General features: G+C 75.8%; 12 protein-coding genes. 5 read left to right on the forward strand and 7 right to left on the reverse strand.

Annotated elements, in window-relative coordinates:
• Positions 1 to 86: 86 nt before the first annotated feature.
• Positions 87 to 926 (forward strand): IclR family transcriptional regulator, encoded by an 840-nt coding sequence (locus tag IH25_RS0134430; RefSeq protein WP_245172972.1) that lies wholly within the window; start codon positions 87 to 89, stop codon positions 924 to 926.
• Positions 927 to 1,078: 152 nt separating this feature from the next.
• Here the strand turns inward: IH25_RS0134430 and IH25_RS0134435 are convergent, their stop codons facing one another.
• From IH25_RS0134435 to IH25_RS0134450, 4 genes are all read right to left on the reverse strand, one after another.
• Positions 1,079 to 5,719 carry a hypothetical protein gene (locus IH25_RS0134435; RefSeq protein WP_030620044.1) on the reverse strand — a complete coding sequence of 1,547 codons (4,641 nt, stop codon included), beginning with the start codon at positions 5,717 to 5,719 and terminating at the stop codon, positions 1,079 to 1,081.
• A gap of 89 nt (positions 5,720 to 5,808) precedes the next feature.
• Positions 5,809 to 6,687, reverse strand: a complete 879-nt coding sequence (locus IH25_RS0134440; RefSeq protein WP_030620047.1) for a hypothetical protein — start codon at positions 6,685 to 6,687, stop codon at positions 5,809 to 5,811.
• A gap of 31 nt (positions 6,688 to 6,718) precedes the next feature.
• On the reverse strand, positions 6,719 to 8,248 hold the full coding sequence (locus IH25_RS0134445; RefSeq protein WP_030620050.1) for a hypothetical protein: 1,530 nt from the start codon (positions 8,246 to 8,248) through the stop codon (positions 6,719 to 6,721).
• Between the two features lie 194 nt (positions 8,249 to 8,442).
• A complete protein-coding gene (locus IH25_RS0134450; RefSeq protein ID WP_030620052.1) occupies positions 8,443 to 9,150 on the reverse strand; it encodes a GntR family transcriptional regulator in 708 nt (235 codons plus the stop codon).
• A 127-nt stretch (positions 9,151 to 9,277) separates the two neighbouring features.
• Here IH25_RS0134450 and IH25_RS0134455 point away from each other — a divergent pair, with 127 nt between their 5' ends.
• The 4 genes from IH25_RS0134455 (at position 9,278) to IH25_RS0134470 (ending at position 13,052) form a co-directional block, all read left to right on the forward strand.
• Positions 9,278 to 10,600, forward strand: a complete 1,323-nt coding sequence (locus IH25_RS0134455) for an MFS transporter (protein ID WP_030620054.1) — start codon at positions 9,278 to 9,280, stop codon at positions 10,598 to 10,600.
• Between the two features lie 127 nt (positions 10,601 to 10,727).
• Positions 10,728 to 11,486 carry a LamB/YcsF family protein gene (locus IH25_RS0134460; protein ID WP_030620055.1) on the forward strand — a complete coding sequence of 253 codons (759 nt, stop codon included), beginning with the start codon at positions 10,728 to 10,730 and terminating at the stop codon, positions 11,484 to 11,486.
• Complete coding sequence (gene pxpB, locus IH25_RS0134465) at positions 11,483 to 12,100, forward strand: 5-oxoprolinase subunit PxpB (RefSeq protein WP_030620057.1); 618 nt, start codon at positions 11,483 to 11,485, stop codon at positions 12,098 to 12,100. Before IH25_RS0134460 ends, pxpB begins: the two co-directional genes overlap by 4 nt.
• Before the next feature lie 82 nt (positions 12,101 to 12,182).
• A complete protein-coding gene (locus tag IH25_RS0134470; protein ID WP_030620060.1) occupies positions 12,183 to 13,052 on the forward strand; it encodes a 5-oxoprolinase subunit C family protein in 870 nt (289 codons plus the stop codon).
• A 335-nt stretch (positions 13,053 to 13,387) separates the two neighbouring features.
• Here IH25_RS0134470 and IH25_RS0134475 read toward each other — a convergent pair whose 3' ends face one another.
• The 3 genes from IH25_RS0134475 to IH25_RS0134485 form a co-directional block, all read right to left on the reverse strand.
• Entirely contained in the window at positions 13,388 to 14,575 is a 1,188-nt protein-coding gene (locus IH25_RS0134475; RefSeq protein ID WP_030620062.1) for a glycosyltransferase, read from the reverse strand.
• The gene (locus tag IH25_RS0134480; RefSeq protein ID WP_030620064.1) at positions 14,572 to 15,699 is read right to left on the reverse strand and encodes a glycosyltransferase family 4 protein; all 1,128 of its coding nucleotides are present in this window, start codon (positions 15,697 to 15,699) and stop codon (positions 14,572 to 14,574) included. Before IH25_RS0134480 ends, IH25_RS0134475 begins: the two co-directional genes overlap by 4 nt.
• A gap of 337 nt (positions 15,700 to 16,036) precedes the next feature.
• The gene (locus IH25_RS0134485) at positions 16,037 to 17,455 is read right to left on the reverse strand and encodes a hypothetical protein (protein WP_030620065.1); all 1,419 of its coding nucleotides are present in this window, start codon (positions 17,453 to 17,455) and stop codon (positions 16,037 to 16,039) included.
• Positions 17,456 to 17,652 lie beyond the last annotated feature (197 nt).

A 17,652-nucleotide genomic window follows, 5' to 3' on the forward strand; every position in this document is an offset into this window, starting at 1 on the left:
GCGCTTCGATAGCATCGGTTTCGTAGCGCGCACGACGACGCGCTGTGCGCAACGAACGCGGTCCATCAGGTGACGAGAGCCGAGCCATGCCCCGTACGCAGAAGCAGCCCGACCGCAGCGAGGAGGCCGGGCGGGAGCCGGGGCGTCCGGAGAGGCAGCGCGGTCGCGGGGCGGCCGGCGCGGTGCAGTCGGTGGACCGTGCCGTGAGCGTGCTGGAGAGCCTCGCCCGGCACGGCGAGGCGGGCGTCACCGAGATCGCCGAGGAGCTGGGCGTCCACAAGTCCACGGCGTTCCGGCTGCTCGGCGTCCTGGAGAACCGGGGCCTGGTGGCCCAGGCCAAGGACCGCGGGAAGTACTGCCTGGGGGCCGGTGTGCTGCGCCTGGCGGGTGCGGCGGCGGTGCGTCTGGACATCTCCCAGGAGGGCGTCCCGGTGTGCCGGGAGGTCGCCGACGAGCTGGGTGAGACGGTCAACATCGCCGTCCTCGACGACGACGCGGCGGTCAACATCATGCAGGCCCGCGGCACCGCGGCCGTGACCGCGCAGAACTGGCTGGGCCGACGCACCCCGCTGCACGCCACGTCCAGCGGCAAGGTGCTCCTCGCGCACCTGCCGCCGACCCTGCGCGAGGGTCTGCTGGCCCGTCCGCTGACGCGTTTCACGAACCGTACGGTCACGGGTGCGGCGGTGCTGCGCGCCGAGCTGGAGGCCGTGGTCCGGCAGGGGTACGGCGTCACGGTCGAGGAGCTGGAGCTGGGGCTCGCGGCCGTCGCGGCCCCGGTGCGCGCGCACGACGGGGAGGTGATCGCGGCGATCAGCGTCTCGGGTCCGGTGTACCGGCTCGACGCGGACCGGCTGCCCGAGGTGGCCCGGCGTACGGCCGCGGCGGGCGCCGAGCTGTCCCGGCGGATGGGGTACGGCTTCTAGCGCCCGGCTTTCACCGCGGCTTCCGACGCGTGGCTGCTGGCGCACGGCCCCTGACAGGCGGCGGCGTTCGGCGGCACCGCGCCGCCCCGGCCCGTTCCGCATCGCGCGGTGCGCTGCGCGATGCGGAACGGGCGGGGGCGGACCCGAGTCCGCTACGGAGCGCTCGGCGCCGGCTTCCGGAACATCCGCGTCGCCGTGATCTCGCTGTGCACCGTCTCCCCCGCCTGGGGCGGCTGGGGCAGACCGGGCCGCAGGTGTTCCTCGACGCTGATGTACTTCAGGCCCGCCCGCAGGTCGGCGTCGTTGCGCAGGCGGATGACCAGCGGGAACTCGGCGAGGGCGGTCGTGTCGAACAGGCCCGTGGTGTACAGCAGCTGGACGCCCAGCGCGTCGGACACGGCCCGCTGGAGCTCCAGCAGATAGGTCGCGTTGGCGCGGCCGATCGGGTTGTCCAGGAACAGCGTGCCCGCGTGCCGGTGCTTGTCTCGGCCCCGGTCGTTGGAGCGCAGCGCTGCCATCGTGCAGTACAGGGCGATGGCCGCGGTGAGCAGCTGGCCGCCGGAGAACACATCGCCCATCTGGCCGACGGGGACCCGTTCGGCGCGCAGTACGGCGTCGGGCTTGAGGATCTCGACGGCCACGCCCTTGGGCTGGAGGGCCGCGGCGACGCCCCGCAGCAGCAGCGACATGCCGTCGCGGCGCAGGTCGGAGTTTTTCTTCACGGCCGCGCGCGTGGCCTCGTCGATGACCTCGCCGAGCCGTTCGGTGAGCGTGGCCTGGTCGGGTTCCTCGAAGCGGATGCGCAGGAACTCCTGCCCGGACCACTCGCCGAGGCCCTCCGGCAGCCGGGAGAGCCGCTGGGCGGAGCGCAGGGTGGCGAGGGCCGACTCCACGAGGCCGCGCAGCCGGTCCACGATGGAGTCGCGGTTGCGTTCCAGCTGGGCCAGCTCGTCGGTCAGCACGCGCAGCCGGGGCGCGAACGCGTCCGCCCACTTCTGGGCGTGCTCGGGCAGCGCGGAGGCGGGCAGTTCCCGGATCTGCTGCCGGGCGGGGGTGCGGACCTGCTCGTAGCGCGTGGAGTTGGCGTGCCGGACGAGGACGTCGCTCGCCTCGCGCACGGCCGCCTCGGCGGCGGACAGATCGGCGGCGCAGCCGCGCAGGGAGCGGCGGGCCTCGGCGGCGGAGTGCCGGGCCTCCTCCAGGGTGCCGGGGTACGGCTCCGGCTCCTCCGGCTCGTCCTCGGGCGCCTGCTCGCGCAGCAGGTCGCGGAGCATGGCGGCGATCTCGTCGAAGCCGCCGGCCGCGTCCTCGGCGGCGCGGTGGGCCTCCAGCAGCTCGGTGTGCGCCTCCCGGGCCTCGGCCAGCGCCTCGGTGCGGGCGGCGAGTTCGGCCGTGGCGGTGCGCAGCAGGGCCTGGGCGTGCTCGGCGTCGCGCGGGATCAGTTCCTCGGGCAGCTCGGTGTGCGCCTCGCCGTCCTCGGGGGCGAGCCGCTCGGCCTCGCCGCGCAGCCGCCCGAGCTGCTCGCTCGCGGTCGACATACGGGTCTCCAGGAGCTGCACCAGCTCCTCCGCGCGCGCGGCGGCGGCCTGCCGGGACGGTCCGTCGGAGCCGTCGGGCGACTGGAGCAGTTGCTCGGCGCGGGTGCGGACCTTGTTGCTGAGCCGGTCCAGTTCGGCGCGGGCGGCGCTTTCGTCGCTCTCGGCGCGGGCCTGCTCGGCGCGCAGGTCGGCGCCGACGCCGACCTTCTCGTACAGCTGGGAGGCGGCCCGGTAGGCCTCGCGGAGGGCGGGCAGGGAGGCCTTCGGGGCGTCCGCGTCCGCCGCGGGTACGTCGTCGGGGGCGCCGGCGATCTCGGAGCGCTCGGCCCGCAGGGCGCGGGCGGTGCGGCGGGCGTCGTCGGCGGCGCGCTGCGCGGCCCGGCGGTCCTCGTCGGCGGCGCGGGCGCGCTCCAGGCAGGCCTGGGCGCGGGCCTCGGCCTCGGCCGCCTCGTCGGCGAGTTCACGCAGTTTCGCCTGCCAGCCGGCGCGCTCGCGCAGCCGGAAGGCGAGACCGGCGAGGGCGTCGGCGGCGCGCCGGGCCTTCTGCGCGGCCTCCTGCCGCTCGTCGCGGACCCGCGCGGCCTCGGCCGAGGTCTCCTCCGCCTCCGCGCGGACGGTCCGCGCCTCGGCGAGTTCGGCTTCGGCCTCCTCGGCGAACGCGCGGGCCTGCTCGGCGGCCCCGGCCAGCTCGGTCAGGCGGCCGGCGGGGCAGCCGGTGCGCCAGGAGGCGAGCCGGGCGGCCAGTTCGCGGTCCTTGCCGAGGCGGGCGGCGAGGACGCGGATCTCCTCGTCGCGCTCGGTGGCCCGGGCGCGCAGTGCCTGCCGTTCCTCGTCGGCGGCGTGTTCGTCGTGCATGGCCGGGTTCGGCGGCACCAGGAACACGTCACCGGGGGTGGTGTCGGCGGCGGGCGGCGGGGCGAGCAGCGCGGCGGCGGTGCCGACGGCCACCGCGGAGCGGGGCAGCAGGGCGGCGTCGCCGAGGACCTCGCGGGCGCGCGCGTGCGTGTCCGGGTCGGTGATGATCACACCGTCGACCAGCTCGGGGCGGGCGGCGAGCACGCGCGCGTGGTCGGCCGGGTCGACGGCCTGGGCGAGGTAGCGCCAGCCGGGGAGCGCCGGGATGCCGTGCTCGCCGAGGAACTCGACGGTGGCCAGGACGTCCGGGCCGGGCGGCAGCAGTCCGCCGTCACCGAGGGCGCCGAGGATCCGGGCGTCGTCGGCGGCGGCCGTGCGCAGGTCGAACAGGTGCCGTTCGGCGGTGGACACGGCGTCGTCGAGGAGTTCGCGCAGTTCGTCGGCGAAGCGGTCGAGTTCCTCCGGCGTGAGCGCGCCCTCCGTGACGGCGCGGGGGGCCGGGGCGGCGTCGTCCGGCCCGGTGCGCGGGCCGGGCACGCGGATTGTGCTCGGGGCGCCGGGCAGGCTCAGCAGTTCCGCGAGCCGTTCCTCGGCGGCCAGCGACTCGGCGAGGCGCCGCTCGGCCTCGTACGCCCGCTCGGCGGCGGTCGCGGCGTCCGCCGCGCGGGCCGCGGTCAGCTCGGCGCGGGACTCGGCGGCGGCGGCCTCGCGCGCGTGCTCGGTGGCCTTGCGGGCGGCCTCGCGGGCCGCGTCCCAGGCGGCCACGGCGGTCTTCTCGGCGTCGCTGGCGGCGAGCGCGGCCCGTGCCGGGTCGGCGTCCGGGGCGCTGTCGTCCAGCCAGCCCGCGCGGACCGCCTCGGCGGTCTCCTGCTCGACCTCGGCGAGCCGCTGGCGCAGGTGCCCGGCCTCGCTGCGGGCCCGCTGCGCCTCGGTGGCGGCGGCGGTGGAGTCGCGGTGGGCGAAGTCGCCGGCCTCCTGGAGGGCGGCGGAGCGCTCCTCCTCCTCGTTGGCCAGGTTCTCGGCGCTCTCGGCGGCGGCGTGCAGGGCCCGTACGAGGTCCACGGCGGCCTTGGCGCGGGCGGCGAGCGCGGGGGCCGCGTCCCGTTCGGCCTCCTGGATGGCGGCGGACACGCGTGCGACGCGGTCGGCGGCGGCCCGGTGGCGCAGCACGGCCTCGGCGGCCTGCCAGGCGGAGTGCAGGGTGCGGGCGTCGGCCAGTTCGCGCTTCTGCGCGGCGGCGGACTTCTCGGCGGCGGCCAGAGCCAGGGAGGCGTGCCGGTAGGCGAGTTCGGCGGCGATGAGGGCGCTGCGCTCGCGGGCGCCCTCGGAGTGGGTGACGGCGTAGGCGGCGGCCGTGACCCGCTGGGCGAGGTCGGCGGCCCGGACCCGCTCCCGCACGGCCCGCGCGGACAGCCGCCGGGCCAGCGTGCGGGTACGGCGTTCGGCACCCGCGTGCACGTCACGCGCGCGTGCCCGGGCGTCGGCCGCCTCCACGATCCTTCCCAGCAGGTCGACCGAGCCGGCGGTGAAGTCCCGTTCGGCGATCAGCTCGGCACGCCGGCCGAGCTTGCTGCCGAAGCCGCTGACGAGGTCGGCGAGGCCGTCGGTGTCGCGGGTGTCGGTGACGGCGCGCAGCAGCAGGTCGGTGAAGTCGGAGTCCTTCTTGACCGCGAAGAGGCCGGCCGCCTCGCCCTCGTCGGCGTTCATCTCGCGCTGGTAGCGGAACAGTTCGGGGTCCAGGCCGAGGTCGCCGAGGTGCTCGGTCCAGCGCTCGTGGATCTCCTCCCAGTGCACCTCCAGGTGCGGGTAGGCCTTGCCGGCCTCCATGAGGGCGTCGCGGAAGCCCTTCATGGTGCGGCGGCGGCCGTGCGCGCCGGAGGTGCCCTCGGCGGGCGGCCGTACGGCGGTGGCCTCGGCGACGGGCAGGCTGTCCAGGCTCAGCCCGGGGCCGGGGCGGAAGGAGTACCAGGCCTCGGCGAACTTGCGCGGGTCGTTGGAGACCTGCCGTCCGCGCCACTCGCTGACCTTGCCGACGACCACGCACTCGCCGGTCTGCACGTGCTGCCATTCCAGGGCCACGTGGCCGCAGTCGTCGGCGAGCAGGAACTTGCGCAGCACACCGGAGCTGGCGCCGCCGAGGGTGTTGCGGTGGCCCGGCAGCATCACCGAGAAGATCAGCTTGAGCAGGACGGACTTGCCGCCGCCGTTCTCCAGGAACAGCACGCCCGCGGGCGCGGGCCGGCGCGGCGGGCCGGACGGCTCCTCCTCGAAGAACTCCGCCTGCGTGGGCGCCGGGTCGGGCACGGGCTCACCGACACCCCGCAGGTCAAGCACGGTGTCGGCGTAGCGCGCACCGGCGGGACCGATGGAGTAGAGGCGGACCCGGGACAGCTCGTACATGGCGGACTCTCGTCAGTGTTCTTGCGGTGGAGGGGGGCGGGGTTCTTGCGGGGCGGGGACGTTCGAGGGTTCTTGCGGTGCGGGGGTGTTCAGGAGTGGAACGGCAGCCCGGCGTCGGCCACCAGGTCCAGGTCGTCGGTGTCCTCGGCGGGCAGCAGGGTGGCCGTGCCGTCGGTGACCGGGACGACGCCCAGCTCGGACAGTTCGGCCAGGGCGGCGTTGCCGGCCATGTCGCGGACCTGGAGCTGGTAGCGGGCGGTGGTGCGGTAGGTGCCGCCGTTGTCGTCGCCGGTGCGCTGCAGGAAGCCGGAGTCGGTGAGGAAGGCCAGGGCCTTGGCGACGATGCCGGTGGTGGAGGCGGCGGGGCGGCGGGCGTCCTTGGTGGCGCCGGTGGCGCTGCGCCGGGCCCAGATCCGCCAGGCCGCCTCCAGGCCGGGGGCGTCGGTGGCCGGGTCGGTGTTCTCGCCGCGCTCCTCGGCGCGCTCCTCCAGGCGGCGGCAGGCCTGCCGGACGAAGGCGTCGACACCGTTGACGGTGACCCGGCCGATGTAGGAGTCGTCGGCGAGGTCCTCGGGGCGCGGGAACGCCAGCGCGGCGATGGCGAGATGGGCGAGGCCGTGCAGGAAGCGGTCGCCGGAGTCGGCGGCGGTGCGGCGCGCGTAGTCGCCCATGCGGACGGCGAAGACCGAGTCCTCGGCGGCGGTGACGGCCATGCCCGCGCGCGGGGACACCTCCAGCACGATGAGTCCGAGGCCGGCGGCGACGGCGTCGGCGAGCCGGGCGAAGGCCGGGTCCTCGCGGTAGCGCCGCAGCAGTTCGGTGTACTCCTGGTCGCGCGCGGGCGCCAGCTTGGGCTGGAGCCCGAAGGCGACGAGCCGCGCCGCGTCGGCGGCGTCGGCGGGGGTGACGGCGGTGGACGCCGGCGGGGCGGGTGTCTCCGCCTCGCTCCACTCGACGTGCTCGGTCACGGGTTGGGCTCCTTGTCGCGGTGGTGCTCGGTCATGCTGCTTCCGTCCGGTCGGCCGCCATCCCGGCGGCGTCCAGCAGGGCCGTGCCCACGATGAGGTCGGCCCCGCCGAATTCGGGATCGTCCAGTTCCGTCCCGTCGTCCACGGCGAACAGCAGCTTCTCCTCGCCCTGCCGGTAGGCGGTGCCGACGGCGGGGCTGGCCGCGTGGACCGCGAGCAGCGCCACCAGGTAGGCGAGGTCGGGGTCGCCGGTGCGGCGGGCCTCGGCGAGCAGCCCGGACAGTCTTCTGGGCGCGTCCGGCGGCAGGTCCAGCAGTTCCGTCGCCGCGGCGAGCTGTTCCTCGCTGAACCGGCTGTCGTCGGGCGTGGCGATCAGGTCGGGCTCGGGCATCTCCGCGCCCAGGTGCTCCCGTTCCACCGGCGGGGTCAGCAGGATGTCGACAAGGTCGCCGACCCGGACGGACACCGGTGTGCGCGGTCCGGTGCCGCGCGCGAAGAACGCGTCGGTGACCCGGATCGCCTGCTCCAGCGACAACGGCAGGACGGGGGCGACGAGATGGCCGTAGAGGTCTATCCCGGACGCCGCCGCGGGGGTGGCGAAGGCCTGCCGGTCCTGTTCGGCGCGGAACAGCGGGCCGGCCTCCAGCAGGCGCGACTGGAGCTGGGTGTGGCGCCGGATGCAGTCCTTGACGATGTCGACCAGCTCGGCGGCGCGGCGCTTGTGCTCGGGCTCCTCGGTCTCGTCGCGGGCCTTGCGGATGTTGGTGAGGATGGCGTTCTCGTGGCGGTAGCGCTCGGCCACGTGGTCCAGGGCCTCGGCGATCATGTCGGGGACGGTGTTGAGCCAGTCGACCGCGCGGACGTTGCGCCGGGTGGCCTCCAGGGCGCGGCGCAGTGACTCGGAGTACTGCACCGTGCGGTAGCGGGCCTGTTCGGCGGCGAGCTGGGCGTCGGCGAGCCGGCCGCGGCTGATCAGCACCTCCAGCTTGACCTCGGCGGCGATCTGGGCGCTGGTGACGTCCGTGTCGAGGGCGCCGACCAGGACGTTGACCGCCTCGTCCGTGGTGCGCAGGTAGACCGTGCCGCCGGGGCCGGGGACCTCCTCGATCAGCTTGAAGTCGTAGTCACGGCGGACGTAGGTGCCGTCCGGCGCGAAGGTGCCGTAGACCGCGCGGAAACCGCGGTCCACGCTGCCGACGTTGATCAGGTTCTCCAGGACCCAGCGGGCCACGCGCTCGTGTTCGGCGGTGGACCGGTGCGGTGCCTGGGCGGCGATGCGCGGGACCAGCCGGGCGACGACCTGTTCGTGGTCGGCGCCCGTGTCGAAGTCCATGTTCAGCGTGACCAGGTCGATGGCGGCCAGCGCCACCTCGGCCATCCCGTACACCGAGTACTCGCCGGCCAGGTTGGCCTTGCGCGCGTCCAGGTCGTGCAGCGGCGCGGTGCAGGCGAGCGCGCGCAGCCGACGCGCCAGCCCCTCGTCGGCGGCCGGGCCCTGCGCGGGGCGCGGCCCCGCGCTGAGCTGGGGCGGAACACGGTCCGTCGTTGCAGGCGAAGTCACGGTGCACAGACTAGGTCCTGGGTCTGACATCGACCCAAACGGCCCAGAAGCGACGGCCGTCACACAGGCGGAAGAGGACCGGCCGCGCCGGTTCGGCCAGGGCGCGCCGCGCCGGTTCGAGGGGCCGGCCGCGCCGGTTCGCGCGGAACCGGCCGGGTCGGTCGGCTCAGCTCGGGAAGGGGTGGCCGCAGTGTTCAGGAGGGACCGGCCGCGTCCTCGCCCACGCGGCGGCGGTAGACCTCGACGACCCGCTCCAGAGAGTCCGCGAGGTACGTCTCCAGGAGCCGTTCCGCGCCTTTCGTGTCCCCGGCCTGGAGCGCCCACAGGATCCGGGCGTTGCGGGCGAGGTAGGGCTCGTGCAGCCGGTGCGGGTCGTCCACCACGTGGAAGGCCAGGCGCAGCTCGGCGAAGACGCTGCGCATCAGCTCGTCGGTGCGTTCGCTGCCGGCCAGGGCGACCAGTTCCCGGTGGAAGTGGATGTTGGCCGTGCCCACGCCTTTCCAGTCGTTCTCCGCGGCGGCCGTGTGCCCTTCCTCGACGGCCGCGACCAGTCCGCCGAGCCGGTACGGCGGTGCGCCGAGGCCGCGGACGACGGCGCACTCGACCAGCGCGCGCGTGCGGTAGATGTCCTCCACGTCCTCGACCGTCAGGACCCTGACGAAGACGCCCCGGTTGAGTTCGTGGATCAGCAGACGCTCATGGGTGAGCAGGCGGAACGCCTCGCGCAGGGTGTTGCGGGAGACGCCGAGGGCCCCGCCGATGCTGTCCTCCGACAGCCGGGTGCCGGGCGGGAAGTAGCCCTCGGCTATGCGGCTCCTGAGGATGTCGGAGACCCGTTCCGCGGTGCTGGTACGCCCCAGGAGGACACGGTCGCCGGCCAGTCCCGTCAGCTGCTCTGCCATGCCCGGAATTCAAGCGCAGACATCAGAACGAGACAACATGGGTATTGAGGGATCGTTGAACGATCCTCTACGGTGCTCCGCACGGCTCACTTCCCAGCACCCTCCGTCCCCCTTCTGCGAGGTGCCCATGAGCACGACCCCACCGCCCCGGCCCGGGCCCTCCGCCGGCGTACGGCCGGCGCAAGGCGAACGGGCCGGTGAGGACGGCGCGTTCGGCTGGCTGCGCGCCCTCGGGCCGCGCGGCCGACGCGCGTTCGCCGGGGCTTTCGGCGGATACGCCCTGGATTCGTACGACTACTTCACGCTGCCGCTGAGCATGGTGGCGCTCGCCGCGTACTTCAACCTCGACAGCGGCCAGACCGGTCTGTTCACCACGGTGACGCTGGTGGTCTCGGCGGTCGGCGGCGCCGTGGCCGGCGTGGTCGCGGACCGGGTCGGCCGGGTCCGGGCGCTGATGATCACGGTGGTCACGTACGCCGTGTTCACGGTCGCCTGCGGCTTCGCCCCCACCTACGAGACGCTGCTGGTCTTCCGCGCCCTCCAGGGCCTCGGCTTCGGCGGCGAGTGGGCGGTCGGGGCGATCCTGGTCGCCGAGTACGCGGGCGCGCGCCACCGGGGCCGTACGCTCGGCGCGGTCCAGAGTTCGTGGGCGGTCGGCTGGGCACTGGCGGCGGTGGTCTACACGCTGGTCTTCTCCTTCGTCGACGAGGACCTGGCCTGGCGGGTGATGTTCTGGACCGGGGCGCTGCCGGCGCTGCTCGTGGTGTGGCTGCGCCGCCGGGTGCGGGACGCTCCGACGGCGACGGCGGCCCGGGAGCAGGACTCGCGGCGCGGCTCGTTCGCGGCCGTCTTCCGCCCCGGCCGGGACGGCGTGCCGGGCCTGCTGCGCACGACGCTGCTGGCGAGCCTGCTGTCGACGGGCGTGCAGGGCGGCTACTACACGCTCGCGACCTGGGTGCCGACGTACCTGAAGTCGGAACGCGGTCTGTCGGTGGTGGGCACCGGCGGCTATCTGGCCTTCCTGATCTCCGGCGCGTTCCTCGGCTACCTGACCGGCGGGGTGCTGACCGACCGGCTGGGCCGGCGCAACAACATCTGGCTGTTCGCGCTGCTGTCGGCGCTGTGCATCCTGGCGTACGCGAACATCCCGCACGGCGCCGACACCCTGCTGCTGGTGCTCGGCTTCCCGCTCGGCTTCTGCATGTCGGCCATCTTCAGCGGTTTCGGCTCCTACCTGAGCGAGCTGTACCCGACGGCGGTGCGCGGCACCGGGCAGGGCTTCACGTACAACACGGGCCGCGCGGTGGGCGCGGTGTTCCCGACGGCCGTCGGGTTCCTCGCGGACAGCTGGGGCGTCGGCGGCGCGCTGGTCTTCGGCGCGATCGGCTACGGCGTCGCCGCGCTGGCCCTGCTGGGACTGCCGGAGACCCGCGGGAGGGAACTGGCCTGAGGCGCGCGGGACGGCCGGCCTGCCGGCCTTGCGAGAACCACCGCGGGCGACCGCCGTACGGAACGGCCGGACGGAACGGCCGGACGGGCGGCCCGCACGGGACGAGATACCGGAGACACGAGACACCATGACCGCGATCGATCTGAACGCCGACCTCGGCGAGGGCTTCGGGCGCTGGCGGCTGACCGATGACGAAGCACTGCTGTCCGTCGTCACCAGCGCCAACGTGGCCTGCGGCTTCCACGCGGGGGACGCGCCCACCATGCGCCGGGTGTGCGAGCTGGCGGCCGAGCGCGGCGTGACGATCGGCGCGCAGGTCTCCTACCGGGACCTGGCCGGCTTCGGTCGGCGCGCGATGGACGTGCCGCCCGCCGAGCTGGCGGCCGAGGTGGCCTACCAGATCGGCGCCCTGGAGGTGTTCGCCCGGGCGGCCGGGGCGCGCGTGGCGTACGTCAAACCGCACGGCGCGCTCTACAACCGGGTGGTGCACGACGCCGGGCAGGCCCGCGCGGTCATCGACGGCGTGCGGCTCGCGGACCCCTCGCTGCCGGTGCTTGGTCTGCCCGGCTCGCGGTTGCTGGAGCTGGCCGCCGAGGCGGGGCTGCCGGCCGTTGCGGAGGCCTTCGCGGACCGCGCGTACACCGACGAGGGCACGCTGGTGCCGCGCGGTCGGGAGGGCGCCGTGGTGACCGACCCGGACACGGTCGTCGAGCGCTCGCTGAGCCTGGCGCGCTCCGGCGCGGTCATCGCGCAGTCCGGCGCGCGGATCCTGGTGCGTGCCCGGTCGCTGTGCCTGCACGGCGACACGCCCGGCGCGGTGGGCCTGGCCCGCCGGGTGCGCGAGCGGCTGGTGGCGGCGGGCGTGCGGGTGGAGGCGTTCGCATGAGGGCGCTTCCCGTGGGCGACGACGCGCTCCTCCTGGAGGTGTCCTCCGGGGAGGAGGCGCAGGCCCTGCACGCGGTGCTGCTGCGCCGCCGCGCGGAGGGCGCGCTCACCGTGCGGGAGATCGTTCCCGCGGCCCGTACGGTCCTGCTCGACGGGCTGGCCGACCCGGACCGCTGGGCGGCGGAACTGACCGCCTCCCGGATACCGCGGGTGCCCTCCCGCGCGCGCGAGCTGATCGAACTGCCCGTGCGCTACGACGGCCCGGACCTCGCGGTGGTCGCCCGGCACTGGGGGGTGACCGAGCGGGAGGCGGTCCGGATCCACGCCGGTAGCGAGTTCACGGTGGCCTTCTGCGGCTTCGCCCCGGGATTCGGCTATCTCACCGGGCTGCCGGAGCGCTACGCCGTCCCGCGCCGCGCCACCCCGCGTACGGCGGTACCCGCGGGCGCCGTCGCGCTCGCCGGGCCGTACACGGGGGTGTACCCGCGCACCTCTCCCGGCGGCTGGCAGCTGATCGGCACGACGGACGCGGTGCTGTGGGACCACACGCGCACACCGGCCGCGCTGTTGACCCCGGGGGCACGGGTGCGGTTCGTACCGCTGGGGGACACGTGACGGGCAAGGAGGCGCGAGGAGCCTCTCTCGCCCACGCGCGCGTGGACGACGTCCGGGTGGCCCCGACCGGGGAGGTGGGCGCGTGAGCGACCGGGTGCTCGTCGTGGTGCGCTCCGGGGCGTTGACGACCGTGCAGGACCGGGGACGGCCGGGGTACGCGCATCTCGGCGTGCCCCGTTCCGGGGCGCTCGATCCGCCCGCGGCGGGGCTGGTGAACCGGCTCGTCGGCAATCCGCCGGACGCCGCCGTCCTGGAGACCACGCTGAGCGGCTGTGCGCTGCGCCCGCGCTCCACGGTGACGGTCGCGGTCGGCGGCGCCCCGAGCCCGGTGTCGGTGGGCGGCCGTCCGGCCGCGTGGGGCGCCCCGGTCGTGGTGCCGGCGGGCGAGCTGCTGGAGGTGGGCGCGGCCACGGCCGGCGTACGCGGCTATGTGGCCGTCTCCGGCGGCATCGCCGTCGAGCCGGTCCTGGGCAGCCGCGCCACCGACCTGCTGTCCGGCCTCGGCCCGGCCCCGCTCACGAACGGTACGGTGCTGCCGCTGGGCATCCCGGCCGGCCCTCCCGCGCGCGTGGACGGCGCCCCGCAGCCGGCTCCGCCCGCCGAGCTGGTGCTCCGGGTGACCCTGGGCCCGCGCGACGACTGGTTCACGGCGGGCGCGGTCCGGGATCTCACCAGGCGCGCGTACCGGGTGTCCTCGGCGAGCAACCGCATCGGTCTGCGCACCGAGGGTCCCGCGCTGGAGCGGGCCCGGTCCGGGGAACTGCCCAGCGAGGGGATGGTGCTCGGCGCGGTGCAGGTGCCGCCGGACGGGCGTCCGGTGGTCTTCCTCGCGGACCATCCGACCACCGGCGGCTACCCGGTGATCGCGGTGGTGCGCGCCGCCGACCTGCCGGCCGCCGCACAGGCACCGCCGGGCACGCCGGTCAGGTTCGTCCCGGTACGCCGCCGCTGACCCCGGCCGCCGCCCCGCCCGCACCACCGCCGGAACACGACCGCAGGGAGCACTGCCCGAGCCCTGCGGTCCGGCCGCCCTCGTCGGTGGTCTCCCGCGCGGCGGGCGGCGCACCGGAGCGGTTCACCGATCGCGCGGCCGGACGCGGCGCGGCCCCGGGACCTGCCGGACAACGGGACGCCGGGCAGCGGGCAGCGGGCAGCGGGCAGCGGGCAGCGAACGGAACGGCTGTCGACCGCGTGACCGGACGGAAACGCGGCCCCAAGGCCCGCCGGGCAAGCGGCGCTCGCCGCCCCGGCGCCGCGCCGCGCCGCGACCGGCGCGCGGCGCGGCCGTCATGCCGCGCCCGACGGCATCGCGGGCCGACGGGCGTCGGCGTCGGCGGGGCGTGGCACCCCCACCGCGTCGTGGGCCGCGAGGAACGCCTCCACGGCCGCTCCCCAGCCGAAGCACTCCGCACGCGCGCGTGCCGCTTCCCGCCGCCCTGGTTCGGCGCGGGCCAGGAGCTGTTCCACGGCGTCCGCGAACGTCTCCGGGCCGCCGGCCGCGGTGGCCCCGGCGGAGCCGATGACCTCGGGCAGCGCGGAGCGGGCGCTCGCCACCACGGGGGTGCCGCACGCCATGGCCTCCAGCGCGGCCAGACCGAAGGTCTCGGCGGGCCCGGGCGCGAGGCACACGTCGGCGGACGCCTGGAGCGCGCCGAGGGCGGCCCGGTCGGACACGTGCCCGAGGAAGGTCACCGGAAGTCCGCGGGCGCGGGCGTGCCGCTCCAGCCGGGCCCGCAGCGGCCCGTCCCCGGCGACCACCAGCACCGCCCGCCGTCCGCGCCGCAGCAGCGCCTCCAAGGCGTCCAGGGCCGTGCCGGGCCGCTTCTCCACGGACAGCCGGGAGACCATCACGAGCAGCGTCTCGTCCACGCGCGCGTGGCGGGCCCGCAGCCCCGGGTCGCGCAGCGCGGGGTGCCGTTCCATCAGATCGACGCCCAGGGGGGCGCGTACGACGTTGCGCGCGCCGGCGCGGACGAACTCGCGCTCGGCGAACCCGGTGGTGCACACCACCCGTGAGTAGACGTGCGCGGTGCGGGTGTTGAGGGAGTCGGCGGCGCGCCGGGCCACGGGTCCGGGCAGGCCCCAGGTGCGCAGGACGCCGTCGGCGGTCTCGTGGGAGACCATCACGGCGGGCACGCGCGCGCGTCGGGCCCAGCGGCCGGTCCAGCGCAGGGTGGTCCGGTCGGAGACCTCCAGGCGGTCCGGGGCCAGCTCGGTCAGCAGGGCGGCCACCCGCCGCCGGTCGGTGAGGACGCGGTAGCCGCCGGTGCCGGGCAGCGGTGGGCCGGGCAGGGTGATGACCCGGCCCTGCTCGGTGTCGCGGTCGGTGTGCCGTGCGCCGGGCACGATCAGGACGGGCTCGTGGCCGGCGGCCAGATAGCCCTTGCCGAGTTCGCGCAGGGCGGTGCGCAGGCCGCCGGAGGCGGGGGTGACGAAGTTGGCGAGGCGGACGATGCGCAGGGACGGTCCGGTCATGCCGCCACCGCCGTCCGGCGGGCCGCGAGCACCTGGTCGTAGTGGTCGATCAGCTGGTCGCCGACGGCGGCCCAGGTACGGCCCTCGACGCTCGCGCGGGCGGCGGCGCCGTAGGCGGCCCGCCGCGCGGGGTCGGCGGCCAGGGCGCGGACGGCTTCCTGGACGGCGGTGGCGTCGCCCGGCGGGACGAGCAGGCCGGTGCGGCCGTGGGCGACCAGGTCGAGCGGGCCGCCGGCGGCGGGCGCGACGACCGGCACCCCGCTGGCCATGGCCTCCTGGACGGTCTGGCAGAAGGTCTCGAAGGGGCCGGTGTGCACGAACAGGTCCAGCGAGGCGAAGATCCGGGCGAGTTCGCCGCCGGTGCGCCGGCCCAGGAAGACGGCGCCGGGCAGGGCCTCGGCGAGCTGGCCCCGGCTGGGTCCGTCGCCCACGACCACGACCCGCACGCCGGGCAGCCCGCAGACGCCGGAGAGGAGCTCGACGTGCTTCTCGGGCGCGAGCCGGCCGACGTAGCCGACGATCCGTTCGCCGTGCGGGGCGAGAGCGCGGCGCAGCACCTCGTCACGGCGGTCGGGCCGGAACCGTACGGTGTCCACGCCGCGCGGCCAGAGCGCCACCCGCGGTACGCCGTGTTCCTCCAGGTCGGAGCGCGCGGCGCTGGAGGGGGCCAGGGTGCGGTCGGCGGCGGCGTGCACGGAGCGGATCCGCCGCCAGGCCGCGGCCTCTCCGGCGCCCATGTAGGTGCGGGCGTATCCGGCCAGGTCGGTCTGGTAGACGGCGACGGCGGGGATGCCGAGCCGGGCGGCCGCGGCCATGCCCCGTACGCCGAGGACGAAGGGGCCGGCCAGGTGCACCACGTCGGGGCGGTGTGCGACGAGGGCGGCGGCGAGACGCCGGCTGGGCAGGGCGACACGGACCTGGGGGTAGCCGGGGAGCGGCAGGGAGGGCACCCGGATCACCTCGCACGGGGCGTCCGCGTCCGGGCCGGTGCCGGGCGCCGGAGCGGGGGCGACGACGAGCGGGTGGTGACCGCGGTCTACGAGGTGCCGGGCGGTCTGGAGCGCGCAGTGGGCCACGCCGTTCACATCGGGGGGAAAGGACTCGGTCACGATGACGACACGCATACGGGTGTTCTCGCCGCGCCGGACGTGCCCACGTCAACTTCGATCTTTCCGGCCGGAAAACGTCCCATGAGCGTTGTGCCGCCCGACACTCCCCCGCTGCACAGGAAAAGCCCACACGAGATGCCGCCCCCACTGGACAGACAGCCCGCACAAGGTTCCGCCCCGGCTGCACAGGCAATCCTCGCCAGGTTCCGCCCCTGCGGGTCAGGCGGCCGTCACGGCGGCCTGACCCGCGGGTCATCCGGAGTTCACCCGCCGGACGTACGTCCGCCCGGCCGGGAGCGTGAGCGAGGTCAGCCGAGGGCGGCGTGGAGCCCGAAGCGGCTGCGAGCGTGGGTCAGCCGAGGGCGGCGTCGGGCCCGAAGCGGCTGCGTACGGCCGTCTGCACCTCGGCCTCCTCGGCCGGGTCGGCGGCCAGCCGGCGCAGGCGTTCCACGACCCGGGTGTCACCGGTCTCGGCGTGCCGGGCGGCGAGCTCGCGGGTGGTCTCCTCGCAGTCCCACAGGCACTCGACGGCGAAGCCGGCGGCGAAGGAGGGGTCGGTCGCGGCCAGCGCGCGGGCGGCGCGGCCCCGCAGGTGGGAGGAGGCCGTCTCGCGGTAGACGTGCCGCAGGACGGGGGCCGCGCACCCGATGCCGAGGCGTCCGGCGCCGTCGACGAGGGTCCACAGGGTGGGCGCGTCGGGCCCCTCGGCGCGTACGGCCTCGCGCAGGGCGGCGAGGACGAGCTCGCGGTCGCGGGCACCGCCGCGGCAGGCGAGGATGCGGCCGGCGGCGGCGCCGAGCGCGTCGTGGCGCCGGGCCCAGCCGCGCGCGCGGTCCACGGCGGCGACACTGCGCATCCGTTCGAAGGCGTCGACGGCGGCCTCCACGACGACCGCGGTGCCGTCGGCGACCGCGGCCTCGATCAGATCGAGCGCGGCGGGGTCGTCGCTGTCGGCGAGGTAGCGCAGGGCGGTGCAGCGGGCACCGTCGATGCCGTCCCTGGCGGCCCGGAGGATCTCGGGGCGGTCCTCGGGGCCGGCCACGGCGACCAGACAGCGGGCGGCGGGCACATGGAGGGCGGCGCCGCGCTCCATGCCCTGCTGGGCCCATTCGAAGACGGCGCGCACGCTCCAGCCGGGCCGGGGGCCGGTGGGGCGCATCTGCCGCTGCCAACGGTCGAAGCAGCCGGCTTCATGGGCGGCGCGCACGCGTGCGGCGATCGACGGGCGCGGATCGTCGGCCCACAAGCGCCAGGGCCGCGGTTCGAAGGCGTCGCGCACGGCGGCGGCCAGTTCGGCCTCGCCCTCGGGGTCGGTGGCGAAGCGGGCCAGGACGGGGGCGGCGAGGGCGCGCAGGCCCGCGTCGTCGTCCCGCAGGGCCAGCTCGTCGAGGGCCCAGGCCCAGTTGGAGCCGTGCGCGGCGTACCTGCGCAACAGGTCGAGGGCGTCCCGCCGGCCGTAGGAGGCGAGGTGGCCGAGGACGGCGAGGGCCAGGCCGGTGCGGGACTCGTCGGTGTCGAGCACGTCCTCGGCGTCGAAGAGGTGCGCCTCCACGGCGTCGAGTCCGCCGTTCAGGTCGAGGTAGAGCCGGGCGTAGTAGAGGGAGCGGTTCTCCACCTGCCAGTCGTGGCGTGGGTCGCGCAGCACACAGTGGTTCAGGGCCGCGAGCGCTTCGGCGCGCGGGGCCGTCAGCGCGTGCAGCGTGCCGTCGCCACGGCCGCGCTGGAGCAGCCCGAGCAGGGTGCCGCTGGGCGCTATGACCGGATCGAACATGGGAAACAGCCTCACATCAAGCGTCGACGCAACCGGTGAACACGCGTTACCTGGCCGCGCGACACAACGTCGGAGCGCCCGCCGTTTCCTGCTTGCTGTAGACCATCTCTCTCTGCCTCTCGTCGGTGGCCCATGCGGACCGCATCACGGCCCGCGCGGTGCGGCAACACCTGCCCAGCCATCGCGTCCGTGAATCA

The organism is Streptomyces achromogenes subsp. achromogenes (assembly GCF_000720835.1).
Lineage (GTDB): Bacteria > Actinomycetota > Actinomycetes > Streptomycetales > Streptomycetaceae > Streptomyces > Streptomyces achromogenes.

Coding starts and splice junctions, on each gene's coding strand:
- IH25_RS0134430 (WP_245172972.1), top strand. CDS start 87: ATGCCCCGTACGCAGAAGCAGCCCGACCGCAGCGAGGAGGCCGGGCGG.
- IH25_RS0134435 (WP_030620044.1), bottom strand. CDS start 5,719: ATGTACGAGCTGTCCCGGGTCCGCCTCTACTCCATCGGTCCCGCCGGT.
- IH25_RS0134450 (WP_030620052.1), bottom strand. CDS start 9,150: ATGGCAGAGCAGCTGACGGGACTGGCCGGCGACCGTGTCCTCCTGGGG.
- IH25_RS0134455 (WP_030620054.1), top strand. CDS start 9,278: ATGAGCACGACCCCACCGCCCCGGCCCGGGCCCTCCGCCGGCGTACGG.
- IH25_RS0134460 (WP_030620055.1), top strand. CDS start 10,728: ATGACCGCGATCGATCTGAACGCCGACCTCGGCGAGGGCTTCGGGCGC.
- pxpB (WP_030620057.1), top strand. CDS start 11,483: ATGAGGGCGCTTCCCGTGGGCGACGACGCGCTCCTCCTGGAGGTGTCC.
- IH25_RS0134475 (WP_030620062.1), bottom strand. CDS start 14,575: ATGACCGGACCGTCCCTGCGCATCGTCCGCCTCGCCAACTTCGTCACC.
- IH25_RS0134480 (WP_030620064.1), bottom strand. CDS start 15,699: ATGCGTGTCGTCATCGTGACCGAGTCCTTTCCCCCCGATGTGAACGGC.
- IH25_RS0134485 (WP_030620065.1), bottom strand. CDS start 17,455: ATGTTCGATCCGGTCATAGCGCCCAGCGGCACCCTGCTCGGGCTGCTC.